The following is a 25,058-nucleotide window of genomic DNA, read 5'->3' as shown; positions in this document are numbered from 1 at the left end:
TTCGGGCCTCCGTGTGCTTACATGCGGAAGACACCAAAGCGGGTGTCCTCAATCGGCGCATTGCGTGCCGCAGCCAGACCCAGCGCCAGCACGCGGCGCGTGTCGGCGGGATCGATGACGCCGTCGTCCCAGAGGCGTGCCGTCGCGTAGAAGGGATGACCCTGGTCTTCGTACTGCTGGCGGATGGGCGCCTTGAAGCGTTCCTCCTCTTCCGCACTCCAGCTAGCTCCCTTGGCTTCGATACCGTCGCGCTTGACGGTGGCCAGCACGCTGGCCGCCTGCTCGCCGCCCATGACGCTGATGCGCGCGTTGGGCCACATCCAGAGGAAGCGGGGCGAATAGGCGCGGCCGCACATGCCGTAGTTGCCCGCGCCAAAGCTGCCGCCGATGATGATGGTGAACTTGGGCACCGCTGCCGTGGCCACGGCCGTGACCAGCTTGGCGCCGTGACGGGCAATGCCTTCGTTTTCGTATTTGCGGCCCACCATAAAGCCCGTGATGTTCTGCAGGAACACCAGCGGCACCTTGCGCTGGCAGCACAGCTCGATGAAGTGTGCGCCCTTGACGGCCGACTCGGAAAACAGGATGCCGTTGTTGGCGATGATGCCGACCTGCATGCCCTCGATGCGCGCAAAGCCGCAGACCAGGGTGTTGCCGAAGCGGGCCTTGAACTCGTCGAACTGGCTGCCATCCACGATGCGGGCAATGATCTCGCGCACATCGAAGGGCTTGCGCGTATCGACGGGAATCACGCCATACAGCTCTTCGCTCTCGAAGAGGGGCGCGGCAGGTGCATGATCGGCCTGGGAAATGGGCTTGTCCTTGTTCAGGTTTGCCACCGCCTGGCGAGCCAGCGCCAGTGCATGCAGATCGTTCTCGGCCAGATGGTCGGCCACGCCCGACAGACGCGTGTGCACATCGCCGCCGCCCAGGTCCTCGGCACTGACCACCTCGCCGGTGGCGGCCTTGACCAGGGGAGGGCCGCCCAGGAAGATGGTGCCCTGGTTCTTGACGATGATGGACTCGTCGCTCATGGCCGGCACATAGGCGCCGCCTGCCGTGCACGAACCCATGACCACGGCGATCTGGGCGATGCCCTGGGCGCTCATATTGGCCTGGTTGTAGAAGATGCGGCCGAAATGCTCGCGATCGGGGAAGACCTCATCCTGATTGGGCAGGTTGGCACCGCCCGAGTCGACCAGATAGATGCAGGGCAGACGGTTCTGTGCCGCCACTTCCTGTGCGCGCAGATGCTTTTTCACCGTCATCGGGTAGTAGGTTCCGCCCTTCACGGTGGCGTCGTTGCAGACGATCATGCAGTCCACGCCGCTGACCCGGCCCACGCCGACAATCACGCCCGCGCCCGGTGCATCGTTGTTGTACATATTGAGCGCGGCCAGCGGCGACAGCTCCAGGAATGGCGTGCCGGGGTCCAGCAGCCGCTGCACGCGCTCGCGCGGCAGGAGCTTGCCGCGCGCCACATGCTTGGCGCGCGCGGCCTCGTTGCCGCCCAGCGCGTTCTGATCGCAGCGTGCATGCAGCTCATTGACCAGCGCCTGCATGGCTGCGGCGTTGGCCAGGAAATCTGCCGAACGCGGATTCAGTTGTGTGCCCAGAATGCTCATCGCTTGCCTCTTAAAAAATGATTGCCCCCTGAGCGGCTGCGCCGCTTCCCCCTTAGGGGGACGATGGCCTCGCTGCGGAGCGGTCCTTGCTGGCCGTCCCGTGCTTGGCACACGCCTGTTTCAGGAGTTACGGCTCGTACTTTGCCGCTTGATAACTGATGTGAGAACTTGGTTTTTTTCTTGCTCAGACACGGCGCTGCCACGGCAGTTGAAGAAAATGCCTCATGCACGCTGTTGAAACTGTTCTGCTTGTCTTGCTGCTGGGAGCGCTGACAGGCATTGTGGCCCGCTATGTCCGGGCCATTCCCCTGCCTCTGATTCAGATCGCGCTGGGTGCGCTGATTGCCTGGCCGCAAGCCGGCCTGCACATCGCGTTCGACCCCGAGCTGTTCCTGTTGCTCTTCATTCCGCCGCTGCTGTTCGCCGACGGCTGGCGCATTCCCAAGCGTGAATTCTTTGCACTGGCCAAGCCGATCTTGCTGCTGGCCCTGGGCCTGGTGCTGTTCACCGTGCTGGGCCTGGGCTATCTCGTCCATTGGATGATTCCCGAAATTCCGCTGACCGTGGCCTTCGCCCTGGCCGCCGTGATCTCGCCCACCGATGCCGTGGCCGTTTCGGCCATCACGCGCAATCTGGGCATGCCCGAGAAGACGATGCATGTGCTGGAAGGCGAGTCGCTGCTCAACGACGCATCGGGCCTGGTGGCGCTGAAATTTGCGATTGCCGCCACGCTGACCGGCATGTTCTCCTGGGGCGAAGTGGCCAAGGAGTTCACCTGGATGGCCGTCGGCGGCCTGGGTGTGGGTGCGCTGATAGGCTGGGGCTTCAGCCATGCGCGCGGCACCATCACGCGCCGTCTGGGCGATGTCGCAGCCACGCAGATGGTGTTGCTGCTGGTGCTGCTGCCTTTTGCCGCCTATATCGTGGGCGAGAAGATCGGTGTCTCCGGCATTCTGGCTGCCGTGGCCGCCGGCATCGCCACCAATTTCGCCGATCTGGAGCGCAGCAGCTACATCAGCGAACGCCTGCAGACCGAAGGCACCTGGAGCATGGTGGAAGCCGCCTTCAACGGCGCCATCTTCCTGCTGCTGGGCCTGCAGCTGCCATCCATCATCGGCGTGCCGCTGCATCAGGCAGGCCATGACTGGTGGATTCTGGTCGGCTATGTGGCTGCCATTTCGTTTGCGCTGCTGCTGATGCGCTGGATCTGGCTGGTCCTGGGTGTGCATGGCTCGCTGCTGCGCGCCCACCGGCAGGGCAAGATGTCCGAGCGCCCCTCGCCACTGCTGAATCTGGCCACCACGCTGGCCGGCATTCGCGGTGCGGTCACACTGGCCGGTGCGCTGTCCGTGCCCATGCTGCTGAACAACGGCCAGCCCTTTCCGGGCCGCGACATGCTGGTCTTTCTCGCCACGGGCACGATTTTGTTCACGCTGGTGATCGGTGCCGTGGGCCTGCCCATCGTGCTGCGCCATCTGCCCCCGCACGAAGAGTCGCCCACCGTGCGCGAGGAGCGCCTGGCCCGCGAACAGGCCTGCATGGCGGCCATGGCCAAGCTGACGCTGAGCGAGGAAGAAATGCAGCGCCGCGACCCCGAGTGGGTGGCGATGCGCCAGGAGGTCAACGGTCACCTGACCCAGGAGTACCGCAACCGCATCCAGTTGCTCGACGACGGCAGCGGCGCCGCGCAGAGCATAGAGCTGCTGCGCGAGGCCCCCGAAGTCGTGCGCCAGCGCAAGCTGCGCTATGTGATGGAGATCGAGACCCGCATCGAGTGCATTCATGCCGAACGGGACTTTTACTACGCCGAAAGACAGGCCCACCGCATCAACGACGAGTCGCTGCGCAGCCTGGTCAGCGAGCTGGACATGCAGGAAATCGCCATGCGCAAGCGCCTCGTGGTCGCCCGCCGCGCTGCCGGTCTGCCCATGACCAGCACGCACGCCAACCACTAAGTCACAGACGCCCAGCAAGAGCCGCCTCGCAGCAAGGGCGTCGTCCCCCTTGGGGGGCACCCGGCGCAGGGAAGTCGCGAAGCGGCACAGGGGGTAGTCCATTTTCAGGCGGTCTTGATCAGGCGCAGATCCAGCAACTCGATCATCTCGTCGCGAATCCTGAACTTCTGTATCTTGCCCGTCACCGTCATCGGGAAGGCCTGCACAAAGCGGATATAGCGCGGCACCTTGTAGTGCGCGATCTGTCCCTTGCAGAAGTCGCGCACCTCGTCTTCGCCGAGTTCCAGGCCGGGCTTGACGATGACCCAGGCACACAGTTCCTCGCCATAGCGCACATCGGGCACGCCCACCACCTGCACGTCCTGCACCTTGGGGTGGCGATAGAGGAATTCCTCGATCTCACGTGGGTAGATGTTCTCGCCGCCACGGATCACCATGTCCTTGATGCGGCCGACGATATTCACATAGCCTTCGGCGTCCATGGTCGCCAGATCGCCGGTGTGCATCCACTGCTCGGCATCGATGGCCTCGCGGGTTCTGGCCTCGTCGTCCCAGTAGCCGTGCATGACGGAATAGCCGCGCGTGCACAGCTCTCCCGACTGGCCGGGCGCCATGATCTCGCCCGTGGACGGGTCCACGATCTTCACCTCCAGATGCGGCTGCACCTTGCCCACGGTGGCCACGCGCTTTTCCAGCGGCGTATCGGCATCGCTCTGGCAGCTCACGGGACTGGTTTCCGTCATGCCGTAGGCGATGGTGATCTCGCTCAGATGCATGTCGCGCACCACGCGCTTCATCACCTCGATGGGACAGGGCGAGCCGGCCATGATGCCGGTGCGCAACGTGGAGAGATCGAACTTGGCAAAGCGCGGGTGGTCGAGCTCGGCAATGAACATGGTGGGCACGCCATGCAGGCCCGTGCATTTCTCGGCCTGCACCGCCTCCAGCACGGTGATGGGATCGAAGCCGTCATTCGGATAGACGATGGTCGAGCCGTGGGTGAAGCAGGCCAGATTGCCCAGCACCATGCCGAAGCAGTGATACAGGGGCACGGGAATGCAAAGCCGGTCCTCGGGTGTGAGGCGCATGCATTCGCCAATGAAAAAGCCGTTATTGAGAATGTTGCGGTGCGTCAGCGTCGCGCCCTTGGGAAAGCCCGTGGTGCCACTGGTGAACTGGATGTTGATGGGATCGAGATTGCTGAGCGTGGCCGCAATGGCATCAATGCGCTCATCCGCACTGGTGCCCTGCGCCATCAGCTGCGAAAAACGCAGCATGCCGGGCTGTTCGACGTCCAGATCCGCTGCACCTGGGCCGGCCGCATCAATCCACACCACCGTGCGCAAGGCAGGCAGGCGTCTGGATTGCAGCTGGCCTGGTGCGCAGCTCGCCAGCTCGGGCGCCAGCTCGCGCAGCATGCCCAGATAGTCGCTGGTCTTGAAGCGCGGCATGGACACCAGCGCCTTGCAGCCCACCTTGTTGAGCGCGTATTCGACTTCAGAGGTGCGATAGGCCGGGTTGATATTGACCAGCACCAGTCCCACCTGAGCCGTAGCCAGCTGCATCAGCACCCACTCGGCATTGTTATGGCTCCAGATACCTACCCGGTCCCCCTTGACCAGCCCTCGAGACAGCAACGCGCTGGCCAGCTGGCGCGCGGCCTGATGCAGTTGGGCATAGCTGTAGCGCAGACCCTGATGACGGCTGACCAGCGCGTCACGCGCGCCCTGGCGCCCTGCCATTGCGGCAAAAAAATCGCCTATCGTCTGCTCGATCAGCGGCACATCCGTGCGCCCCTTGGCATAGCTGACGGTCAGCGGGTTCACTTGCGATGGCATGGTCTTGTGTCTCCTTGCGTGCCGGCAGCCAACCGCAAACTGGCTGCACAGCGTCCATTCAGCACCGTTTTCTGCATCTCAGAATAAGGGCAAGCCCTGTTCAGAAGAGGTCAGCAAGGTTGCAATAATTGCCAAATGCTCACCCCTTCCCTGGTCAAGACTCCACTGCCACACCATGCCAGCTCTGTGCTCAAATCGCACCCGGCAATTACCCCCATGGCGTTTGTCCAAGCGATTGTCCGTGCTTATGAAGCAAGGCAGATGTCAGCGCTTGGCGCGCTGGAAAAGGCACAAATCCCGCCAGAGCTGATCAATGATGCCGAAGAGCGCATCACGGCCTTGCAGATGGAGGCGCTTTCCGACGCGGCCATGCGCGAACTCGACGACGAGGCCCTGGGCTGGTTCGAGCGCCGTCTGCCCTGGGGCAGCTACGGCATGCTGGCCCGTGCCAGCATCAGCGCCCCCCATCTGGGCCTGGCGCTGGCTCGCTGGTGCCGCCATCACGGCCTGATTGCGCAGGACCTGCAACTGCAGCTCGGCGAGCAGGCCGGCATTGCCACGCTCACCTTGCATGAAAGCCGCCCGCTGGGAAGCATGCGCGAGTTCTGCATGGTATCGGTGCTGCGCAATATCCACGGCTTTGCCAGCTGGCTGATCAACGAACCGATCAGCCTGCTGCATGCCAGCTTCCCGTTTGCCGAGCCCGCGCATGCCGATGTCTACAAGGTGCTGTTCGCGCCGGGCAGCATTGCCTTTGGGGCGCCAGTTGCCAGCCTGCAGTTCGAAGCGCGCTGGCTGCAGGCACCGCTGGCGCGCGATGAGGCAGCCCTCAACCGCATGCTGCAGCGCGCCCTGCCGATCCAGGTGCGTCCCTATCAGCGCGAGAAGACGCTGGTACAGCGCGTGCGCCATCTGCTGGCCGCCAGCGGGGAGGAGCAGCAGACGGCCGAGACCCTGTCGCGCCAGCTGCATCTGTCGCAGCGCAGCCTGCACCGCCAGCTCAAGGAAGAAGGTGTTTCGCTGCAGGCGCTCAAGGACGATATCCGGCGCGAGCGCGCGATTGCGCTGCTGCTGCGCACCAGCCGCCCCATCAAGCGTGTGGCCCAGGCCTGCGGCTTTCTCAACGACAAGAGCTTTATCCGAGCCTTTCGCCTCTGGACAGGGCTGTCCCCTTCGGAGTTTCGCAAGACCGCCGGCCAGCGTGCCGTCTGACGCAAAGGAGTTCGCCGTGCACAAATCCACAGAAACCTGGCAGGCAATCGCTGACGGAGTCTGGGCTCTCAGCTATCACTTCAGCAATGCAGGAATGAAGGTCAGCACCCGCATGACCGTGATCCGGCTGGCCGACGGCAGCTTGTTCTCGCACTCTGCCGTACCGTTGACGGACGGGCAGAAAGCGGCGCTCGATGCCCTGGGGCCGCTGCAAGCCATTGTGGCCCCCAGCGCCATGCACCATCTGTTCGTGGGCAAGCTGGCCAGGCTTTATCCCCAGGCCCGGATCTATGGCACCCAGGGCGTGCTGCGCAAGCGCCCCGATCTGCCGCTGCTGGAGCCCTTGCCGCCAGACTCCGAGGCGCCCTGGGCGGGCCAGCTGCAATGCCTGCGGCTGGACGGCCTTCCCATGCTCGACGAGACGCTGTGGTTCCACCCGGCCAGCGGCAGCCTCATAGCCACCGACGTGCTGCAATGCTGGCAGGGACCGCTAAGCCTGCCGGTACGCATGTATCTGGGCCTGACGGGCGGGCATGAGCGCCTGACCGTGCCGCGCACCGTGCGCCTGCTGGTCAGGGACAGGGCTGCCGTGCGCAGCTGGGTGAAGCAGGTCGAAAGCTGGCCCGTGCAGCGCGTGATACTGCTGCACAACAGCGTGATCGACGATCAGCCCATGAAGCAGCTGCGCGAGGCGCTGTCGATCTGGGACTGAGTTTTAGCGCAGGTCGTGCTCGTCGACATCGCCGGCCAAGGCGCTGGCGGCACTCCTGCGCACGGCGTCGAACATGGCGGGCAGATCGCCCATGTCGCCGAACACGCACGCGGCGCCAGCCTCGAGCAGTTGCTCTGCCGTGGCATGGCCCTGGTCGGCCGGGAAATAGCCCCAGACGGTGGCACCTGCTGCCACGCCGGCCTGAACCCCGGTCATGGTGTCCTCGATCACCAGGCACCTGGCAGGATCGGCCTTCAGCGCCTCGGCCGCAGCCAGATACACATCGGGGAAGGGCTTGCTGCGCGGCATTTCATGACCGCTGTAGACATGGCCTTCGAAATAAGGCGCCATGCCCGCCTTGGTGAGCTGCATCTCCACCTTGGCACGGTCCGCACCGGAGGCGCAGGCAATGCGTCCATCGCACAGTGCATGAATCTGCCTGACCGCTTCCAGTGCGCCGTCGATGGCTACCAGCTCGGCACTCAGCGCGGCATTGCGGCGCTCGTAGAACTCTGCCATCCAGGCATCGGTCAGCGGCTTGCCGGTATGGGCCTCGATCACGGCCGCCTGGCTGCGTACCGTTTTGCCGATGAAGTCACGCGTGCACTGTTCCTGGCTGATCGCCCAGCCGGATTCGTTGAGCATGGTGCACAGCACGCGATTGGTGATGGATTCGCTGTCCACCAGCACACCGTCACAGTCGAAAAGCACAGCGTCAAAAGCAGTCATGGGAACATTACCAGCGCATCGGAAGATGCGAAAAAGGCGCCCAACGGCGCCTAGTATCAAGAAACGGAGGGCGTGATTATGCGCTCACGCCCTTTTCGGGTTCAGGGGAAGGTCACTCCGGCCAGTGGATTGATCATCCATGCGCTGTTCTTGACGTAGATGGTACTGGTCTTGCCGTCGGCAGTCATGATGCCGCTGAAATAGAAGAAGCCGTTGGCCGCATTGGCATTCATATTGTTCAGCTGGGTCGTGAGCGAATCACTGCTTGCCGAGGCCTCGACCAGATATTCGATGGCGCCATTCTGCGCCGAGCTTTTCTCGAAGACATCCACATAGTTCAAGTTCATCGGGTCGCCGCCCAGCCCCTGCGTGCCGCGGATGAACCAGCCGTCCGCACCCTTCTGTGCCAGGCGCGTTCTCATTTCTGCAGCATCGGCAGCCGAGGATGCGCTGCCGACCTTGTCGACCTGATAGGTATAGGTGACGCTGTCATTGCGCTTGGCATACAGGCTGAACAGCTCGTTGTTGACGATCTGGGGACCCAGATAGCGATAGCCTTCGGCGCCCTGGCCGTTGAGCTCCGTGGCAAAGGCTTCGGCAGTCGTGGCCACGGGCGTCACCGTCCGGTAGCTGAACTGGTCGCTGCGGCTGTTGTCCTTGACATAGACGCTGCGGATGTCGCTGACATCGCTGAACACGGCATCGGACTTGTACATATAGCCGCTGCTGCCCTGTTGATTCAGCTGGGCCAGAAAGGCGGTGCGCGATGGCTGCGCTGCAGGATTGACATAGCTGAACTTGCGGCCTGCATGCGCGGTATCCGTGAGATAGAAGTCGCCGATCTCCGTACTGGTTGGGCTGATCGAGCCCGCCAGGGAGCTGAACAGCGCATAGCCGTCGGCACCCATGCTGTTGGCGGCATCCAGCATCTGCGCATGGCTGGTGGCCGTCTGGCCGCCCATCTTGTAGGTCCCCGTGACGGCCTGATTGCCGGTGCCGCCGCCGGTACCTCCACCATTGTTGCCGCCGCCGTTGTCCCCGCCTCCCGTATTGCCGCCGCCTTCGGAGCCGCCTCCTGAGCCTGCGCCGCTGCCTCCGTCGCCGCCGCCACAGGCAGCCAGGGTGGAAATCAGCAGCAGGGCTGCGGTTCTACGGGTGATTTGCGTGAGAGATGGCACGGGCTTGCTCCTCAGTCCTGATGTTGGTTGAAAATGTCCATATCCCGACACTGAGAGATAAGCATCAGCGTCGTCTTACAGTCATTGTCGGAAGGCTTGCCACCAGTTGGCTCCCTACCGATGAGGGGTCTTTGTTACCAAGCCCCAAAGGAACGCTCATGCCCGATCTACCGCAAATTCTGAGCATTACCCAGCTGAGCGCGCCCCCCTATGCACTGGTGGTGGATGACCATCCACTGGTCGCCGAAGGCATGGCCCAGGTACTGATGACCAGCGCCGGCGTACGCCAGGTGCGCTGTGCTGCCCACGGCAACGAGGCCCTGGCCGTGATTGCTGCGCTGGGCGAGCCCGTCATCACCGTGATGGATTTCTGGCTGGAAGATGGCGCATCACTGGAGTTCGTGCACAGCATCCTGGCCTTGGCGCCCGGTACGCGCATCCTGGTGACCAGCGGCGACAAGCACCCGGCCATCGTCAACAAGGCCGCAGCCGCGGGTGTACATGGCTTTGTGCACAAGAGCAGCACGGCTCAGGTGTTCCAAATGGCCGTGCAAGCCCTGCTGTCCGGCCGCTCCTGGTTCGAGGCTCTGCCTCCGATTCCTGCCGCACCGCCAGCATCCGCTGCGGGCAGCACCTTGCACATGAGCGCCAGAGAGCTGGGCATCACGGCGCGTCAGTCCCAGGTGCTGAGCCTGTTGCTGCAAGGCAAGTCCAACCGAGCCATCGCGCAGGCCCTGAACCTGTCCGAATACACGGTCAAGGAGCATGTCACCGCCCTGCTGCAACGCCTGGGTGCCAGCAACCGCGTGGCGCTGATCACACGCATGCGCGGCATCGAGGTCGATCTGGACTAGGCAGCCTGGCGGCTCGCCATGCAGCGCGCCAGCACGGCGTGCAGCTGATCGGGCTGCAAGGGCGTCGCCAGGGCCAGATAGCCCTGATCCTGCACCTGCTCCAGCACCGCCTCGTCACCGCTCATCAAGGCCCCGCTGGCCTGTGGATGCTCGTCCAGCAGCTGCATCAGGCAGTCCATTCCGCGGGCACCATCCTTGAGCCGCTGATCACACAGCACGAAGTCCGGCTGCCAGCCACCGGCCAGCAGTTGCTGCGCCTCGGACAGATCGGCCGCTCTTTGCACCTGAACGCCCCAACTCTGCAAGATCCGCACCAGCACCGGGGCCAGCTGTGCATCGCTTTCCACGACCAGACAGCGCCCTGACAGGGGGGCGAACCACGGCTGCCCGGACAAGGGCGGCGGCGTCGGCAGCGCTGACGAAGCCTGCCATTGCTCGGCATCTTGCGGCCAGCGCAGCCAGAAACAAGAACCCTTGCCCGGCAGCGACTGCACGCCATATTCCACGCCCAGACGTTGCGCCGCCAGCGCCACCACGGACAGGCCCAGGCCACGCCCGCGCAATGGTGCCGGCACGCCCTCTCTGGCATCGCGCAGCCGCCGGCCAGGGCTGCGATAGTGGCGCATGAAGACCTGCGCGCATTCCTGCTCGCTCATGCCGCAGCCGCTGTCCCAGACCTGCAGCAACCAGCGTCCCTGCCGACGCCGCAGCACCAGCAGCACCCCGCCCTCTTCGGTGTAGCGCAGCGCGTTCTGCAGCAGATTGAAAACCATCTGCCGCAGCAGCACCGCATCCGTACACAGCGCCGGCATATGGGCTGGCTGCCTGACGCGCAGACGCAGCCCGCGCTGCGCTGCGTCGCGCGCAAACAGGCGTTGGGCTTCGTCAAGCACCGCCTTCATGGGGACCGCCTGCCACTGTGGTGCGAAGCTGTCGCCCTCCAGGCGCGACAGGTCCATCAGGTCATTGAACATGGAGCCCAGGTCGCGCGTGCAGGCCTGCATTTCCTGCAGCAGCTGCGCCAGATCGTCATCCTGATTGCGCTGATGAGCAGCTTGGAGCATCAGACCCATGGCATGCAGGGGTTGCCGCAGATCGTGGCTGGCGGCGGAGATAAACCAGTTCTTTTCGGCCAGTGCATTCTCGGCCTGCTCCTTGGCTTCGCGGTAGCGCTCTGCCAGCGCCTGGCGCTCCAGCTCATGCGCCATCTGCTGCTGCACAAAACGCCGTGCGCCCCAGGCGTGGCGGGCGAGTATGGCGCCATACAACAGCAGCAGCGGCAGCAGATAAGGACCTTTGTGCGGAAAGTAATGCAGCGTGCACAGCAGCATGGGCAGGTAGATGCCCGCCATGAAGGCCGCGAACACCTGCGGCACCGGCGCCAGAAAAGTGGCGGCCGATGCCATCACGCCGAGCAGCACCAGATAGATCAGCAGGCGCAGCTCGCTATGGCTTTCGCCCCAGGTAAATGCGAGCACGCTGACCCAGAGCAGGCCATTGATCAACGCGGCCAGCGCCAGCTGCCGCTGCCATGCGGTCAATGCGGCCTGCAGTCGTGGCGGCTCCCAGTCGCGCGCCGACCGCCACTGGCGATGCAGCGAGCGGCGGAACAGCAAAAAACCCAGTGCCATGAGGACCATCAGTCCCCACCACCAGGCCAGCCCTGCGCTGACGGCGGGACTGTTGCGGGTGCTGACCCACAGCAGCAGCGCCGGAATCAGCAAGGCCGCGATTTCGGAGGAGCCACGCGAAGCCAGTGACTGCAACAGGCGCAGACCGGCCTGCAGCCGGGTCAGCTCGGCCGAAGCACCTTCAGAACTGGTCGCCATCGACGTAGAACCAGCGCCCGGCATCGAGCACGAAGCGGCTGCGCTCATGCAGACGCACGGCGCGACCCGCCAGGCGGTAGCGGGCGACGAATTCGACCTCCGCCGAGGCCTCGCCGGTCGGCCTGAACTGCTTTACCTCCAGTCCCAGCCATTTGGTGGCGGCATCGAAATCCAGCTGCGCCGGGCGCTGGCTGGCATGCCAGGTGGCTTGCAAGTATTCCTGGTTCTCAGACACGAAGGCCGTATAGCGCGAGCGCATCAAAGCCTCGGCATCGGGAGCGGGCCGGGTATCCCAGTGATCGATATAGCGGCCGCAGCAATCGGCATAGGCCAGCGACCGATCCTTGGCATTCTTGCGTCCGCAAGGACAGTCCCGCTTTTTATCGGCTTCTTTCACAACTTTGGCACTCTTGATTGGCAATGCTGCATTGTCGGCCAAGACGAGCCCGCCGGCTTGCACAGTCGCTCGCCCCAGAGCACAGTAGCAGCAGTTCACAGCTCGCTGCTCAAAGGTCTGCCTATGTTTTCCATGCTGGTTCCCTGGTGGGAGTTCATGATTCGCGGAGTCTGCGTCTACCTGTTCCTGCTGGTGTTTCTGCGCTTGACCGGCAGGCGCCAGACCGGGCAGTACGCCCCTTTCGATCTGGTGCTGCTGCTGATTCTGTCCAACGCGGTACAGAACTCCATGAACGCGGGCGACAACTCGCTGATCGGCGGCCTGATCAGTGCCGCCACGCTGCTGGGCTGCCATGCGCTGCTCTCGCACCTGAGTTACCGCTTTGCCCGGCTGCGCAGGCTGGTAAATGGCAGGCCCAAGGTCCTGATTCACCAGGGCGTGGTGCAGCCCGGTCTGATGATGCAGGAGCAGATCACGAGCGAAGACCTGTCAGCGGCCCTGCGCGCCAATGGCTGTCTCAACGCGCATGAGGTGGAGCGCGCCACGATAGAGACCAACGGCCAGATCACCGTGGTGCTGCGCAAGCGCAGCATGGCCGAGCTCGGGGAGGCCTGAGCCTCAGTGCAGGCCGTCCAGGAACTGCCTGATGGCCGCGTTCACGGGTTCGGGGTGCGTGAGATTGGCCGCATGGCCTGCGCCTGCCACATCCACCCACTGGGCATGGGGCAGGCCCTTGAACATGGCGCGCGCGCGTTCCACGCCGATGGCCGCATCCTTGTCACCATGAATCACCAGTGCCGGCACCTTGATCTCGGCCAGGCGCGGGCTGATGTCGTCGCGCAGCGCCAGCGTCGCAAAGCTCTGCCCCAGATTGATCGGCGAGGCCTGCTTCCATTTGGCGCGCCACTGCGCAGCCCCGGGCCAGCCCTGGCCCAGGATCGTGTGCTCCACGATGGTCGCCATGTCGTCCGAGAGACCATGCTCCATCCAGGCCTTGAGCAGCGCCTCGTGGTGCGGCATCTGCTCGGGATCCTCCAGCATGGCCTGGGTGTCGATCAGCACCAGCGCGCCCACGACATCGGGGTGAATCAGCGCGCAGCGCAGCGAGAGATAGCCGCCTTGCGACATGCCCACGAGCACGGCCTTTTCCACGCCCAGGTACTTGAGCAGGGCGGCCAGATCGTCGGCCGAGTCGTAGTAGCTGAAGGCCTCGCAATGCTCGGGATCCGCAGTCTGCCCGTGGCCACGCTCGTCCCAGCTGATGCAGCGATACTGCCCCTGCAAAGCCTGTATCTGCGGCTCGAACATGGTGTGATCCATGAGCAGGCCGTGCGAGAACACCAGGGCCGGGCCGCGCCCTCCCGTGTCCTCGTAGTAGATATTCTGACCATTGACCTGGGCAAAAGGCATGCCGGACTCCTGCTGCAAATGGTTGAAGACTCTGCAGGTTACCATTCCCGCTGAGCACATCCTAAGCAGGCCTTGTGACGTCGGCAACCGGCGCGTCCCCAGGTGCGCCACAACACCCCGGCACGGCAGTTGACAAGGCCGCTCTTTTGCCCCCAGGAGCCCGTCAGGCCAGCGCCCGCTGGATCAGGATCTTCTGCACATCGCTGGTGCCCTCGTAGATCTGGCATACGCGCACATCGCGGTAGATGCGTTCCACGGGGAAGTCGCTCACCACGCCATAGCCGCCCAGGGTCTGGATGGCGGCGCTGCATACGCGCTCGGCCATCTCGCTGGCAAAGAGCTTGGCCATGGCTGCCTCCTTGAGGCAGGGAAGACCCGCATCGCGCAGGCTGGCGGCATGCCAGATCAGCTGACGGGCCGCTTCGATCTGCGTGGCGCAGTCGGCAAGCCTGAAACCCACGGCCTGATGGTTGAAGATGGGCTGGCCAAAGCTCTCGCGCTCCTTGCTGTACTGCAGTGCACATTCAAAGGCGGCACGCGCCATGCCCACGCTTTGCGCGGCAATGCCGATACGCCCGCCCTCCAGCGCCGACAGAGCAATCCTGTAGCCCTCGCCCTCGGCCCCGATCAGGTTCGCGGCGGGAATGCGGCAGTTCTCGAAATTGATCTGCGCCGTATCGCTGCTGTGCTGGCCCAGCTTGTCCTCCAGGCGTGCCACCTGGTAGCCGGGATTGCGGGTGGGCACGATGAAGGCGCTCATGCCCTTCTTGCCCGCCGCCTTGTCGGTGACGGCAATGACGATGGCCACATCGCCATTCTTGCCACTGGTGATGAACTGCTTGACGCCGTTGATCACGTAGTCGCCACCATCGCGCACGGCCGTGGTGCGCAACGCCGAGGCATCGCTGCCCACATGGGGCTCGGTCAAGCAGAAGGCACCCAGCATCTGCCCCTGCGCCAGCGGGCGCAGCCATTGCTCCTGCTGGCCGGCATTGCCGTACTTCATCAGGATGGCATTGACCGGGCAGTTGGTCACGCTGATGACGGTGCTGGTGCCGCCATCGCCGGCTGCGATTTCCTCAAGCACCAAGGCCAGGCTCACATAGTCCAGGCCCGCACCGCCGAGTTCCTCGGGCACGCAGATGCCATAGGCACCGAGAGCGGCCAGCCCCTGGTGCACCTCCTTGGGGAACTCATGTTCCTTGTCCCAGCGCGCGGCATGGGGGGTGATCTGCTCGCGCACAAAATCGCGCAGAGCGTCGCGGATCATTTCCTGGTCCTGGTTCAGCAGCATGTTGTCTCCGATATTTATAGCTATATGCCCTTTGTTCAGCCTGGGCTAGGCGTCTAGAAGCTGGATGTATCTGCCGTCGTGGCGCAGCAGCTGACCACGGTCTTCGGGCTTGACCTGCGCCAGGGCCTGCATCAGCCCCTGCACGCTTTGGCTCACCGACAGCGGGGCCGCAGCACCGCCCATCTCGGTCTGCACCCAGCCCGGGTCCAGCGCCAGCAGTGTCAGGCCCGGCCATTGGCGGCAGGCCGAGACCACGGCCATATTGAGCGCAGCCTTGCTGACGCGGTACAGCCAGGCGCTCTCGTCCGCATCACCCAGCAGGGACATGCCGCTGGAGAAGGCGCCGATCACGCCGCCGGCCTCCTGCACCATGGGCGCAATCTGCGGCAGGGCCTGCATGAAGCCCAGCACATTGCTGTGCATCACCAGATCGAACTGCTGCTGGGTAGGCGGCACGCCTGCGTCATGACCGTCCCAGACACCGGCCACGTAAAGTGCGATATCGATGCTGGCCCCTTCGAGCTGCCAGGCCAGGCCGCTGACGCTGGCCGGATCGGCCAGATCGACCTGCAGCACCCGGGCACCGCGTGCCTGCAGATCGGCCTTGTCCTCGGCCTTGCGCACGGTGGCAATCACCTGATGGCCTTGCGCCAGATAGGCCTCGGCCAGGGCTCGGCCCAGGCCGCGCGACGCGCCCATGATGAGTATCAAAGCCATAGCTTCTTGCGCCTATGAATATGAGGTTTCAAGGTGTTTTTCATTCAGAATCCTTTCATGAAAAGCGCAAGCAGCTATCAATTTTTCTTGATCTGCTCGGCGGCAATCATGGCCCCATAACGGGCCACCATGCTTTCCTGCGACTCGGGCTGGGCCGTCAGCCCCATCTGCGCATGGATGATCTGATTGAGCGAGGGCATGACGTTGCGTGCCACCCTGGCCTCCTCGCTCCACAGACGCGAGCGCATCAGCGCCTTGGCACAGTGCAGATAGGCTTCCTGCACATGGACTTCGATCACCAGCTTGGGACGGAAATGATCGCTGGCAAACAAGGCCGTGTAATGCGCCTCGTCACGCAGTTGGGCGCTGCCGTTGACGCGCAGGGTTTCGTCAAAACCCGGCACAAGGAACAGCAGGCCCAGGCGCGGATCGTCGAGCAGATTGCTCAGGCTGTCGAGCCGGTTGTTGCCGCCTGCATCGGGAATGAGCAAGGTATTGGCATCGGGCGCCTTGACGAAGCCCGGCTTGCCGCCGCGCGGCGAGGCATCGAGCAGGGCCCCGCCGGCACCGCCCGTGGCCATGACCAGGAAGGGCGACAGCGCGATGAAGCGCAGACAGTGCCTGTCGAGCTCGCACTGCTGCTTGAGCAACGCGCGCTCGGCCGGAGGGTCATACAACTGCATCAGTTGCTCGCGCGATGTGATCATGAGGCCAGCACCTCCTCGGGACGGTCATTGCGGTGGATGGCTGCGTACAGCGACAGGAACTCGTTCCAGGAAGGGTCGAAGCTCACGCTGAGCTCGCCCTCCAGATCCGGCACATGCTGGCGGCCCAGCTGTCCGGCCAGCTGCACCGCATGGGCCGGGTCCTCCACATAGTAGGTGGCCACGCGGGCACTCATGTTTTCCACGCGCGAGAAGGCCAGAATGCCGCGCTGCTCGCGGCTGAGCTGCTCGTCCAGCGCATCCTGGGCATCGCGCACGCCGTCCAGCTCCTGCTGGCTGGAGAAGCTGAAGCGCCACTCCATGAAGTGAGACAGATCGGCGCGCGTGGCCACGGCATTGGCACCATCGTGAAAGGTCAGGATGTCGGGGGCGGCGTCCTCGTCGGCATCCTGCGCGCGCACTTCCAGAGACAGCCAGCGGTCGCTGTCCTCCTGGGGGAATTCATAGCTGCGGCCCAGCTGCTGGCGGATGAAGCCATCGAACAGCGGCGGAAACTCCGACAGCAGCGCGGAGCCGTAGACATCGGCCGCCGCCTCGTCGACAAATTCCACCGGGCCCACGCGCACCGAAAAATCCCACTCGCCCAGTACATGGTCCAGCATGATGAAAGCCATGTGCTGCGCATGCTCGGCCATGTCCCGGGCTATGGGCTTCTCGAACGAGAGCTTGAGCCCGATGATGCCTCCCGCATCGTAGTAGCCCACGCGGATATCGGAGCAGGCCAGCTCGAAGCCGTCCATGCGCATGCCGAAATTGCTGCCCAGTGCGCGACTGCGAAACGCCTGCACGCTGTAATGCTCGAAACGTGGCGCCTGGCGCACCAGGGCCTGCGCATTCTCGAACTGCGCCGTGTTGCCATGGGCAGAAATCACCAGACGGGAGCCGGCTTCGCCGAGCTTGCCCTCCAGCTCCATGCTCAGGCCCGGCGCATATTGCTGCAGCAGCTCATTGGAGCTCTCCACAAACTCCTGACGATCGAGTTCCTCCAGCTGGCTCAGCTGGTTGGAAAAATCGCCCCAGAAAGCATCAATCTGCTGCGGCTCCAGCGGCTTGATGGTCTCGCTCTCGTCGTGGTGAATGTCTGCGCTCATGAATGATTTCCGCAATGTGAACTGCACACATTCAGCGCGAATGCGTGCAATCCGTTGAACATGCGTTCACTGTAGAGCAAACTGGTGACGATTCTGAGCAAATGACGTCAGATCAGCTCAACGGCCATGGCCGTGGCCTCGCCGCCGCCGATGCACAGCGTGGCCAGGCCCTTCTTCTTGCCGCGTGTCTTCAGCGCGTGCAGCAGGGTGACCAGAATGCGCGCGCCGCTGGCGCCAATCGGGTGTCCAAGGGCGCAGGCGCCGCCGTTCACGTTGACCTTGTCATGCGAGACCTTGAGATCGGCCATCAGCGCCATGGGCACCACGGCAAAGGCTTCGTTGATCTCCCACAGATCCACATCCTCCACGGCCCAGCCTGCCTTCTTCAGCGCCTTCTCGGTCGCGCCGACGGGCGCGGTGGTGAACCACTCGGGAGCCTGCGCAAAGGTGGCATGCGAGACGATGCGCGCCAGCGGCTTGCAGCCCAGCTGCTTGGCGGTGGACTCGCGCATCAGCACCATGGCGGCAGCGCCATCGTTGATGCTGGAGCTCGACGCCGCCGTGATGGTGCCGTCCTTCTTGAACGCAGGCTTGAGGCTGGAGATCTTGTCCAGCTTGGCCTTGGCCGGGCCTTCGTCAACGCTGACGGTCACGTCGCCCTTGCGGGTCTTGACGGTGACGGGCGTGATTTCGGCGTCAAAAGCACCGCTTTGCGCGGCGGCCTGGGCGCGCTGCACGCTGGCAATGGCAAACGCATCCTGCGCTTCGCGCGTGAACTGGTATTTGGCGGCGCAGTCCTCACCGAAGGTGCCCATGGAGCGGCCGGCTTCATAGGCGTCTTCCAGACCGTCGAGCATCATGTGGTCGAAGATCTTGTCATGTCCCATGCGGTAGCCGCCACGCCCCTTCTTGAGCAGATAGGGAGCATTGGTCATGCTCTCCATACCGCCGGCAATCATCACCTCGCGGCTGCCGGCGATGAGCTGGTCATGTGCCAGGATGGTCGCCTCCATGCCCGCGCCGCACATCTTGGACAGGGTCACGGCGCCCGTACTCTGCGGCAGACCGCCCTTGAAGCCGGCCTGACGAGCCGGAGCCTGGCCCTGGCCGGCCATCAGGCAGTTGCCGAACAGCACTTCCTCCACCAGCTCGGGCCGGATGCCCGCACGTTCGACCGCGGCCTTGATGGCGGCGCCGCCCAGATCATGGGCAGCCAGATCGGAAAAATCGCCCTGAAACGCGCCCATGGGAGTGCGGGCTGCGCTGACGATGACTACGGGATCCTGATGCATGGTTTGTCTCCTTGAAAAATGGATGGATGTGATCTGCCTCTTCAAACGAGGCTATGGGCGGAACTCTCGAAACGCTGCGTGTCCAGTCCTGCGTCGCCGGCATGCAGAAAGCGGCTGCGCTCATAGGGAAACACGTCCAGGAAATGGCCGTCACGGATGCGGCTCTGGTGGGCACGCCAGAAGTCTGCCTCCAGCAAGTCGGCGTGATGGCGCATGAAGATGTCGCGCACGGCCGGGTGGCCCAGCAGAAAAGGACCGAAGGTCTCGGGAAAGACATCCCTGGGGCCGACCGAATACCAGACGTCGCCCGACATCTCCTCTTCCTCGGTGCGTGGCTGCGGCACCTGGCGGAAATTGCAATCGGTCAGGTATTCGATCTCGTCATAGTCGTAGAACACCACCTTGCCGCCGCGCGTGACGCCGAAGTTCTTCCACAGCATGTCGCCGGGAAAGATATTCGTGGCGACCAGGTCCTTGATGGCATTGCCGTATTCGAGAATCGCCCGCTCCATGGCTGCGCGACGCTCCGGCTTGGTGTCTGCTTCCGCCAGACACTCCATCAGGAACAGGTTCAGCGGCACCAGGCGGCGCTCTATGTAGAGGTGGCTGATGATGACTTCCATCTGCCCGTCGCCATCACGGTCGCTGATCTCGATCTGCTCGGGGGCCTGGGCCTGCAGCTCGGCCAGCAGTTCGTCGCTGAAGCGCTCCTTGGGAAAGGCCACCAGGCTGTACTCCATGGTGTCGGCCATGCGACCGCCGCGGTCATGCTTCTTGACCAGCTGGTACTTGGCCTTGACCTGAGGACGCGAAACATCCTTGCTGCTGGCGATACGGTCCTTGATGAGCTTGAACACATAGGGGAAGCTGGGCAGATCGAACACCAGCATGACCAGGCCCTTGATGCCGGGCGCGATGCGCAACTTATCGCTGGAATGGCGCAGATGATGCAAAAAGTCGCGGTAGAACAGGGTCTTGCCCTGCTTGGCCAGACCCAGGGCGTTATAGATTTCCGCCTTGGGCTTGCGCGGCATGAGGCTGCGCAGAAAGCTCACATAGGCGCTGGGCACTTCCATCTCCACCATGAAGTAGGCGCGCGCAAAGCTGAACAGCGCATGCAGGTCGTCCTCGCCGAACAGGGCCGCATGCAGTATCAGTTGCTCGTGCTCTCCATGCAGTATGGGAATCGCCAGCGGCAGCTCGGTATAGCCGGTGATGATCTTGCCGACCAGATACGCCCCCTTGTTGCGGTAGAACAGGCTGGACAGCACCTGGAGCTGGAAGTTGGCCCTGAGCGTCAGGCCTGCCAGCCTCTGGCGTATGCGCTCGGCCAGCAGATGCACGTCGCGCGGCAGGTTTTCGAAGCTGCATTGCAGCTGCAGCTGCTCGAACAGGGTCTGCAGCGTACCCTCGAGCTGGGCGAGATTGCCCGGGTAATAGGCGCGGTAGATGGGTACCGCCCCCGGCGCGGTGTTTTCGAGGTATTCGGTGCTGACGGCCGCACGCACGAAGATGAAGTCGTTCTGGAAATGCGTACGGTGCAGAATCTTGGTGGTGACCGAGTTGAAGAAGGTCTCGGCCAGCTCGGGCTGCAGGTGATCGACCATCAGGCCGATGTAATGGAGCTTGACCTGCTGCCAGACAGCCATGCTCTGCAGGCTGGCGGAAAACTCCTCTTCCAGCCTCTGGATGCAGGCACGCACCTGGCGGTCGTAGAACTCTATGCGTTCACGCTGAGCCTGCTGCTGGCCCGGCCAGTCCATGGCCTCGAAGCGTTGCTTGGCCCGGGCAGCCTCCGCACTGAACATGCGGTAATGCTGGTTGTAGCCATGCATCAGGGCCTGCGCAATCGCATAGGCCTCGGGGGCGTCCAGTCGTTGCGGAAACATGGCGGGCCAGTCGCTCCAAATAAGTGATCAGCACTCTCAAGCGGAACAAGCGACACCGGTCTTGGGTCCGCTTGAGGGCACTGCAACTGCGCAGCGGCAGCGATCAGTCACGCTTGCGCGCAGCGACCTTCTCGACAGCCTTGTTGTAGACATCCTCCAGACCGCCCACGCCTGGCACGGTCATTTCGAGGTTGGTGATGTGGCCGTTGTTGAGGCTGTAGCACCAGCCGTGCAGGGTCACCTTCTGGCCGCGGGCCCAGGCGTCCTGCATGACGGTGGACTGGGCCACATTGACCACCTGCTCGATGGCGTTGAGCTCGCACAGCACATCGTGGCGGAACTGGGTGGAGATACCTTCCAGCAGCTTGATGTGCTTGTCGCGCACGTCGCGCACGTGGCGGGTCCAGTTGTCCACCAGGCCCAGGCGCAGATTGTTCAGCGCCGCATACACGCCGCCGCAGCCATAATGGCCCACCACCATCAGGTGCTCGATCTTCAGATGATCGACCGAGTACTGGATGGTGGACAGGCAGTTCAGGTCGCTGGGTACGACCACATTGGCCACGTTGCGGTGCACGAAGACCTCGCCAGGCTCCAGACCCGTGATCTGGTTGGCTGGCACGCGGCTGTCCGAGCAGCCTATCCACATGTATTTGGGTTTTTGCTGCGCCATCAGTCCGGTAAAGAAACCAGGACGATCACGCTCCATCTGGTCTGCCCATTCGCGGTTGTGGACAAACAGTTCTTCGATGGAGGTCGTTGTCATGAAGCTATCCTTCTTTTTGTGGTTGAAAGAACGGCGCAGCTCCCGCTTTTTCAGCAGGTTTCAGCAAACAGCTCGCGGCCTATGAGCATGCGGCGAATTTCGCTGGTGCCAGCGCCAATCTCGTAGAGTTTCGCATCTCGCCACAGGCGACCGAGCGGATACTCGTTGATATACCCATTGCCGCCATAGATTTGCACGCCTTCGCCGGCCATCCAGGTGGCCTTTTCGGCGCACCACAGGATGACGCTGGCGCAGTCCTTGCGAACCTGGCGCACATGCTCGGTTCCCAGAAGATCCAGGTTTTTAGCGACCGTATAGGCAAAAGAGCGGCCAGCTTGCAGCACGGTGTACATATCTGCCACCTTGCCCTGGACCAGCTGGAACTCGCCGATGCTCTGGCCAAACTGCTTGCGGTCGTGGATATAGGGGACGACATTGTCCATGACGGACTGCATGATGCCCAGCGGGCCGCCGGTCAGCACGGCGCGCTCATAGTCCAGTCCGCTCATCAAGACCTTGGCGCCCATGTTCAGGCCGCCCAGTATGTTTTCTGCGGGCACTTCCACGTTCTGGAACACCAGCTCGCCCGTGTGGCTGCCGCGCATGCCCAGCTTGTCGAGCTTTTGCGCGATCGAGAAGCCCTGCATGCCCTTCTCGATCAGAAAGGCCGTGACGCCGCGCGCGCCCATCTCCGGCTCGGTCTTGGCATAGACCACCAGGGTATCGGCATCGGGCCCGTTGGTGATCCACATCTTGCTGCCATTGAGCAGGTAGTAGCCGCCCTTGTCCTCTGCCTTGAGCTTCATGCTGATCACGTCAGAGCCGGCGCCGGGCTCGCTCATGGCCAGAGCTCCCACATGCTCGCCGCTGATGAGCTTGGGCAGATACTTGGCCTTTTGCGCCTCGCTGCCGTTGCGATTGATCTGATTCACGCACAGATTGCTGTGAGCGCCATAGGACAGGCCCACGGAGGCACTGGCGCGCGAGATTTCCTCCATCGCCACCATATGCGCCAGATAGCCCATGTCGGCACCGCCATATTGCTCGGAGACGGTGATGCCGAGCACGCCCAATTCGCCGAACTTGCGCCACAGATCCATGGGGAACTGGTCGCTGCGGTCGATCTCGGCCGCACGCGGAGCAATCTCGATCTGGGCAAATTCACGCACGGCATCGCGCAGCGCATCGATGTCTTCACCGAGCTGGAAGTTCAGTCCTGGCAGATTGGCAAGGCTCATGGTTGTCTCCTGTAGATATGGTCTGATGAATCGTCTTGTCAGTGCTGTATGCCTTCGCGCTGCTGCACGCACATCAGGGTGCAGCTCATCGTGGCAACCAGCTTCTCTTTTCCCTGGTCAATCGCAAATGCCTTGCCTTCGGATACGGTGATGGTGCGCCCGGGCTTGATGACCCGGCCCTCCATGCGAAAGCGCTGGCCCTTGGCCGGGGCCAGCAGATTGATCTTGAATTCGATGGTGAGCACTGCGGCATCCATTGGCATCAGCGTCAGTCCCGCATAGCCGCAGGCCGAGTCGAGTGCAGTGGAGAGCATGCCGGCATGCAGAAAACCGTGCTGCTGCGTCAGGCCCGCAGCCCAGTCCAAGCAGATATCCACAGCGCCAGGCTCCACCAGGGTCAGCTCTGCACCAATCGTGGCCATCGCGCCTTGCTTGGCAAAGCTCTGTCTCACCCTATCGACGAAATCCCGAGACTCGGTGCTACCTGCAGCAGACATGGGCAATTCTCCAGCGAAGCGCTTCAATTGACGTTTACGTAAACGTCAATTATGCGCCATTTTTGCTCTCGCTTCTTTTCAGCAGTGTGCGTGCCTCTTTTTCCTGCTCTCGCACCTCATCCAGAGTCACCTGCAGATCGGCCATCTGCGCTTCAAGCTGCTTGCGATGGATGGCCAGTACATCGAGAAATTTGCGCAACTGCACGCCCGTATCGCGCGGGCTGTCGTACATGTCGATGATTTCCTTGGCCTCGGACAGCGACAGTCCCAGGCGCTTGGCCCGCAGTGTCAGACGCAGACGTGCGCGGTCTCGGGACGAGTACACGCGGTTGCGACCGCCTGCGCCGGAGCGCTCGGGCTGCAGCAAGCCCATGTCCTCATAAAAACGGATGGCCCGGGTCGTGAGATCAAACTCTTTGGCAAGATCGCTGATGGTGTAGATGGTCGACATGATTTCGTGGAGTTCCGAGTCTTGCATCGCACAGGCGACTGCATGGGGCAGGCCGGTCTCTAAAATGCTTTGACAAAACTGACGTTTACGTTAACGTCAATGCTAAACGAAATACAGCCTCATGACCTCAAGCCAAGAATCCGCACTTCATTACCCGCTCGGCGATACCTTGCCCGGTCCGGCCCAGACCCTGGAAGTCGCACCCGGCGTCAAGTGGATCCGCATGACCTTGCCATTTGCCCTGGACCACATCAACCTCTGGCTGCTGCGTGATCGCCAGATGGATCTCCATGGTCAGACACGCGAAGGCTGGACGGTCGTCGACTGCTGCGTCAACCGCACCGAGGCGCGCGATCAATGGGAGCAGATCTTTGCCTCCGAGCTGCAAGGCCTGCCCATCTTGCGTGTCATCGTCACCCACATGCACCCCGACCATATCGGCCTGGCCGGCTGGATCTGCCGGCAGTGGAATGCCCCCCTCTGGATCAGCGCCACCGATTACAACGTCGCCCGCGTCGCCATGAAGGACAGGGATGGCTTCGGTGGCGAGTCCGGTGCGGACTTCTACAGCCTGCACGGACAGAGAGATGAAGAATTTCTGCTCCATGTGCGCGGCCGTGGCAGCTACTACTCTTCCCTGGTGGCCCCCATCCCCGACATCTATCACCGCATCATGGATGGCGACCAGATCAACATCAACGGCCGCCCATGGCAATGCATTGCCGGCTATGGCCACGCACCGGAGCACATGGCGCTGTATTGCGCCGAGCTCGAGACACTGATCAGCGGCGACATGGTTCTACCCCGGATTTCCGCCAATGTCAGCGTGCATTCTTCCGAGCCCGAAGCCAATCCGCTGCAGCTGTTTCTCACATCGCTCAAGCGCTATTTCGAGCTCCCCCAGGACATCTATGTTCTGCCCTCGCATGGCAAACCCTTCACAGGATTGCATACCCGTGTCCAGCAACTGCTCGACCACCACCAGGAGCGCCTGGACGACATCATGCAAGCCTCCCGGCAGCAAGGACTGAGCGCTGCCGACATCCTTCCCATCCTCTTCAAACGCCAGCTGGACACCCACCAGATGACTTTTGCCATGGGCGAGGCTCTGGCCCACCTGCACTATCTCTGGTACAGCCGACAACTGACGCGGCGCCTGGATGAAAACGGCATCCTGCGCTTCTACGCACCCACGCAAGAATAAAAAGAGAGCGCCTAGCGCTCTCTTTTTTTGGATTTCCGGTATTTTTGAAGCTGCAATACTTTGACAGCATGCGACAGGCGCTCCTCGTTTTGAAGCACCCAATAAAAAACCCCGTAATCTTGCGACTACGGGGTTTTCACTGTAAGAGCCTGACG

At 62.9% G+C, this 25,058-nt stretch carries 23 protein-coding genes; 6 read left to right on the top strand and 17 right to left on the bottom strand.

The genetic code is table 11. The features are described from left to right. Positions 1 to 17: 17 nt before the first annotated feature. Positions 18 to 1,625 carry a carboxyl transferase domain-containing protein gene (locus FSY59_RS04850; RefSeq protein WP_148728596.1) on the bottom strand — a complete coding sequence of 536 codons (1,608 nt, stop codon included), beginning with the start codon at positions 1,623 to 1,625 and terminating at the stop codon, positions 18 to 20. 224 nt (positions 1,626 to 1,849) lie between these two features. Here FSY59_RS04850 and FSY59_RS04845 point away from each other — a divergent pair, with 224 nt between their 5' ends. Further along, the gene (locus FSY59_RS04845) at positions 1,850 to 3,580 is read left to right on the top strand and encodes a Na+/H+ antiporter (protein WP_003059066.1); all 1,731 of its coding nucleotides are present in this window, start codon (positions 1,850 to 1,852) and stop codon (positions 3,578 to 3,580) included. Between the two features lie 104 nt (positions 3,581 to 3,684). Here the strand turns inward: FSY59_RS04845 and FSY59_RS04840 are convergent, their stop codons facing one another. Continuing rightward, a complete protein-coding gene (locus FSY59_RS04840) occupies positions 3,685 to 5,418 on the bottom strand; it encodes an AMP-binding protein (RefSeq protein ID WP_148728595.1) in 1,734 nt (577 codons plus the stop codon). 135 nt (positions 5,419 to 5,553) lie between these two features. Between FSY59_RS04840 and FSY59_RS04835 the strand changes: the two genes are divergently transcribed. Further along, complete coding sequence (locus tag FSY59_RS04835) at positions 5,554 to 6,630, top strand: AraC family transcriptional regulator (protein ID WP_043005398.1); 1,077 nt, start codon at positions 5,554 to 5,556, stop codon at positions 6,628 to 6,630. 16 nt (positions 6,631 to 6,646) lie between these two features. Beyond that, positions 6,647 to 7,342, top strand: coding sequence for a DUF4336 domain-containing protein (locus tag FSY59_RS04830; RefSeq protein WP_003059071.1), 696 nt, complete (start codon positions 6,647 to 6,649; stop codon positions 7,340 to 7,342). A 3-nt stretch (positions 7,343 to 7,345) separates the two neighbouring features. On the opposite strand, the gene FSY59_RS04825 is transcribed toward FSY59_RS04830, so the two are convergent. Beyond that, on the bottom strand, positions 7,346 to 8,071 hold the full coding sequence (locus tag FSY59_RS04825) for an HAD family phosphatase (protein ID WP_148728594.1): 726 nt from the start codon (positions 8,069 to 8,071) through the stop codon (positions 7,346 to 7,348). Positions 8,072 to 8,172: 101 nt separating this feature from the next. Further along, positions 8,173 to 9,249 (bottom strand): hypothetical protein, encoded by a 1,077-nt coding sequence (locus tag FSY59_RS04820; protein ID WP_148728593.1) that lies wholly within the window; start codon positions 9,247 to 9,249, stop codon positions 8,173 to 8,175. Positions 9,250 to 9,407: 158 nt separating this feature from the next. Between FSY59_RS04820 and FSY59_RS04815 the strand changes: the two genes are divergently transcribed. Continuing rightward, positions 9,408 to 10,103, top strand: a complete 696-nt coding sequence (locus FSY59_RS04815) for a response regulator transcription factor (RefSeq protein ID WP_148728592.1) — start codon at positions 9,408 to 9,410, stop codon at positions 10,101 to 10,103. On the opposite strand, the gene FSY59_RS04810 is transcribed toward FSY59_RS04815, so the two are convergent. Together FSY59_RS04810 and FSY59_RS04805 are read right to left on the bottom strand one after the other, a co-directional pair. Beyond that, positions 10,100 to 11,932, bottom strand: a complete 1,833-nt coding sequence (locus tag FSY59_RS04810; RefSeq protein WP_003059079.1) for a hybrid sensor histidine kinase/response regulator — start codon at positions 11,930 to 11,932, stop codon at positions 10,100 to 10,102. The genes FSY59_RS04815 and FSY59_RS04810 overlap by 4 nt on opposite strands. Then, complete coding sequence (locus FSY59_RS04805; protein WP_019042452.1) at positions 11,916 to 12,329, bottom strand: YchJ family protein; 414 nt, start codon at positions 12,327 to 12,329, stop codon at positions 11,916 to 11,918. The genes FSY59_RS04810 and FSY59_RS04805 overlap by 17 nt, the downstream gene beginning before the upstream one ends. 123 nt (positions 12,330 to 12,452) lie before the next feature. Here FSY59_RS04805 and FSY59_RS04800 point away from each other — a divergent pair, with 123 nt between their 5' ends. Beyond that, the gene (locus FSY59_RS04800; RefSeq protein WP_003059083.1) at positions 12,453 to 12,944 is read left to right on the top strand and encodes a DUF421 domain-containing protein; all 492 of its coding nucleotides are present in this window, start codon (positions 12,453 to 12,455) and stop codon (positions 12,942 to 12,944) included. A gap of 3 nt (positions 12,945 to 12,947) precedes the next feature. Here FSY59_RS04800 and FSY59_RS04795 read toward each other — a convergent pair whose 3' ends face one another. From FSY59_RS04795 to FSY59_RS04745, 11 genes are all read right to left on the bottom strand, one after another. Beyond that, complete coding sequence (locus tag FSY59_RS04795; protein ID WP_003059085.1) at positions 12,948 to 13,739, bottom strand: alpha/beta fold hydrolase; 792 nt, start codon at positions 13,737 to 13,739, stop codon at positions 12,948 to 12,950. A 163-nt stretch (positions 13,740 to 13,902) separates the two neighbouring features. After that, complete coding sequence (locus tag FSY59_RS04790; RefSeq protein WP_019042454.1) at positions 13,903 to 15,033, bottom strand: acyl-CoA dehydrogenase family protein; 1,131 nt, start codon at positions 15,031 to 15,033, stop codon at positions 13,903 to 13,905. A gap of 45 nt (positions 15,034 to 15,078) precedes the next feature. Continuing rightward, positions 15,079 to 15,750 carry an SDR family oxidoreductase gene (locus FSY59_RS04785; RefSeq protein WP_003059099.1) on the bottom strand — a complete coding sequence of 224 codons (672 nt, stop codon included), beginning with the start codon at positions 15,748 to 15,750 and terminating at the stop codon, positions 15,079 to 15,081. A gap of 77 nt (positions 15,751 to 15,827) precedes the next feature. After that, positions 15,828 to 16,457, bottom strand: a complete 630-nt coding sequence (locus FSY59_RS04780) for an MSMEG_1061 family FMN-dependent PPOX-type flavoprotein (RefSeq protein WP_148728591.1) — start codon at positions 16,455 to 16,457, stop codon at positions 15,828 to 15,830. Then, positions 16,454 to 17,566 carry a hypothetical protein gene (locus tag FSY59_RS04775; protein WP_003059101.1) on the bottom strand — a complete coding sequence of 371 codons (1,113 nt, stop codon included), beginning with the start codon at positions 17,564 to 17,566 and terminating at the stop codon, positions 16,454 to 16,456. Before FSY59_RS04775 ends, FSY59_RS04780 begins: the two co-directional genes overlap by 4 nt. 107 nt (positions 17,567 to 17,673) lie before the next feature. Next, complete coding sequence (locus tag FSY59_RS04770) at positions 17,674 to 18,858, bottom strand: acetyl-CoA C-acyltransferase (protein WP_003059103.1); 1,185 nt, start codon at positions 18,856 to 18,858, stop codon at positions 17,674 to 17,676. Positions 18,859 to 18,899: 41 nt separating this feature from the next. Further along, positions 18,900 to 20,747, bottom strand: coding sequence for a bifunctional isocitrate dehydrogenase kinase/phosphatase (aceK, locus tag FSY59_RS04765; RefSeq protein ID WP_148728590.1), 1,848 nt, complete (start codon positions 20,745 to 20,747; stop codon positions 18,900 to 18,902). A 103-nt stretch (positions 20,748 to 20,850) separates the two neighbouring features. Next, positions 20,851 to 21,513, bottom strand: a complete 663-nt coding sequence (gene can / locus FSY59_RS04760) for a carbonate dehydratase (protein WP_003059108.1) — start codon at positions 21,511 to 21,513, stop codon at positions 20,851 to 20,853. A 50-nt stretch (positions 21,514 to 21,563) separates the two neighbouring features. After that, positions 21,564 to 22,751 carry an isovaleryl-CoA dehydrogenase gene (locus FSY59_RS04755; protein WP_003059109.1) on the bottom strand — a complete coding sequence of 396 codons (1,188 nt, stop codon included), beginning with the start codon at positions 22,749 to 22,751 and terminating at the stop codon, positions 21,564 to 21,566. 38 nt (positions 22,752 to 22,789) lie between these two features. After that, positions 22,790 to 23,248, bottom strand: a complete 459-nt coding sequence (locus FSY59_RS04750) for a PaaI family thioesterase (protein WP_019042456.1) — start codon at positions 23,246 to 23,248, stop codon at positions 22,790 to 22,792. Positions 23,249 to 23,297: 49 nt separating this feature from the next. Then, on the bottom strand, positions 23,298 to 23,699 hold the full coding sequence (locus FSY59_RS04745) for a MerR family DNA-binding transcriptional regulator (protein WP_003061601.1): 402 nt from the start codon (positions 23,697 to 23,699) through the stop codon (positions 23,298 to 23,300). Positions 23,700 to 23,820: 121 nt separating this feature from the next. Between FSY59_RS04745 and FSY59_RS04740 the strand changes: the two genes are divergently transcribed. After that, positions 23,821 to 24,903 carry an MBL fold metallo-hydrolase gene (locus FSY59_RS04740; RefSeq protein ID WP_148728589.1) on the top strand — a complete coding sequence of 361 codons (1,083 nt, stop codon included), beginning with the start codon at positions 23,821 to 23,823 and terminating at the stop codon, positions 24,901 to 24,903. Positions 24,904 to 25,058: the final 155 nt, after the last annotated feature.

This window comes from Comamonas sp. Z3 (genome assembly GCF_008121565.1).
GTDB lineage: Bacteria > Pseudomonadota > Gammaproteobacteria > Burkholderiales > Burkholderiaceae_C > Comamonas > Comamonas brasiliensis.
Note: the sequence above shows the minus strand (reverse complement) of the source record. Positions and strands in the feature narration are given on the sequence as shown.

What these genes read in the sequence shown, in the direction of transcription:
- FSY59_RS04740 (WP_148728589.1), top strand. Translation starts at nt 23,821, where the DNA reads ATGACCTCAAGCCAAGAATCCGCACTTCATTACCCGCTCGGCGATACC.
- FSY59_RS04835 (WP_043005398.1), top strand. Translation starts at nt 5,554, where the DNA reads ATGCTCACCCCTTCCCTGGTCAAGACTCCACTGCCACACCATGCCAGC.
- FSY59_RS04745 (WP_003061601.1), bottom strand. Translation starts at nt 23,699, where the DNA reads ATGTCGACCATCTACACCATCAGCGATCTTGCCAAAGAGTTTGATCTC.
- FSY59_RS04815 (WP_148728592.1), top strand. Translation starts at nt 9,408, where the DNA reads ATGCCCGATCTACCGCAAATTCTGAGCATTACCCAGCTGAGCGCGCCC.
- FSY59_RS04850 (WP_148728596.1), bottom strand. Translation starts at nt 1,625, where the DNA reads ATGAGCATTCTGGGCACACAACTGAATCCGCGTTCGGCAGATTTCCTG.
- FSY59_RS04795 (WP_003059085.1), bottom strand. Translation starts at nt 13,739, where the DNA reads ATGCCTTTTGCCCAGGTCAATGGTCAGAATATCTACTACGAGGACACG.
- FSY59_RS04790 (WP_019042454.1), bottom strand. Translation starts at nt 15,033, where the DNA reads ATGCTGCTGAACCAGGACCAGGAAATGATCCGCGACGCTCTGCGCGAT.
- FSY59_RS04800 (WP_003059083.1), top strand. Translation starts at nt 12,453, where the DNA reads ATGTTTTCCATGCTGGTTCCCTGGTGGGAGTTCATGATTCGCGGAGTC.
- can (WP_003059108.1), bottom strand. Translation starts at nt 21,513, where the DNA reads ATGACAACGACCTCCATCGAAGAACTGTTTGTCCACAACCGCGAATGG.
- aceK (WP_148728590.1), bottom strand. Translation starts at nt 20,747, where the DNA reads ATGTTTCCGCAACGACTGGACGCCCCCGAGGCCTATGCGATTGCGCAG.
- FSY59_RS04840 (WP_148728595.1), bottom strand. Translation starts at nt 5,418, where the DNA reads ATGCCATCGCAAGTGAACCCGCTGACCGTCAGCTATGCCAAGGGGCGC.
- FSY59_RS04755 (WP_003059109.1), bottom strand. Translation starts at nt 22,751, where the DNA reads ATGAGCCTTGCCAATCTGCCAGGACTGAACTTCCAGCTCGGTGAAGAC.
- FSY59_RS04845 (WP_003059066.1), top strand. Translation starts at nt 1,850, where the DNA reads ATGCACGCTGTTGAAACTGTTCTGCTTGTCTTGCTGCTGGGAGCGCTG.
- FSY59_RS04750 (WP_019042456.1), bottom strand. Translation starts at nt 23,248, where the DNA reads ATGTCTGCTGCAGGTAGCACCGAGTCTCGGGATTTCGTCGATAGGGTG.
- FSY59_RS04785 (WP_003059099.1), bottom strand. Translation starts at nt 15,750, where the DNA reads ATGGCTTTGATACTCATCATGGGCGCGTCGCGCGGCCTGGGCCGAGCC.
- FSY59_RS04770 (WP_003059103.1), bottom strand. Translation starts at nt 18,858, where the DNA reads ATGCATCAGGATCCCGTAGTCATCGTCAGCGCAGCCCGCACTCCCATG.
- FSY59_RS04825 (WP_148728594.1), bottom strand. Translation starts at nt 8,071, where the DNA reads ATGACTGCTTTTGACGCTGTGCTTTTCGACTGTGACGGTGTGCTGGTG.
- FSY59_RS04775 (WP_003059101.1), bottom strand. Translation starts at nt 17,566, where the DNA reads ATGAGCGCAGACATTCACCACGACGAGAGCGAGACCATCAAGCCGCTG.
- FSY59_RS04810 (WP_003059079.1), bottom strand. Translation starts at nt 11,932, where the DNA reads ATGGCGACCAGTTCTGAAGGTGCTTCGGCCGAGCTGACCCGGCTGCAG.
- FSY59_RS04780 (WP_148728591.1), bottom strand. Translation starts at nt 16,457, where the DNA reads ATGATCACATCGCGCGAGCAACTGATGCAGTTGTATGACCCTCCGGCC.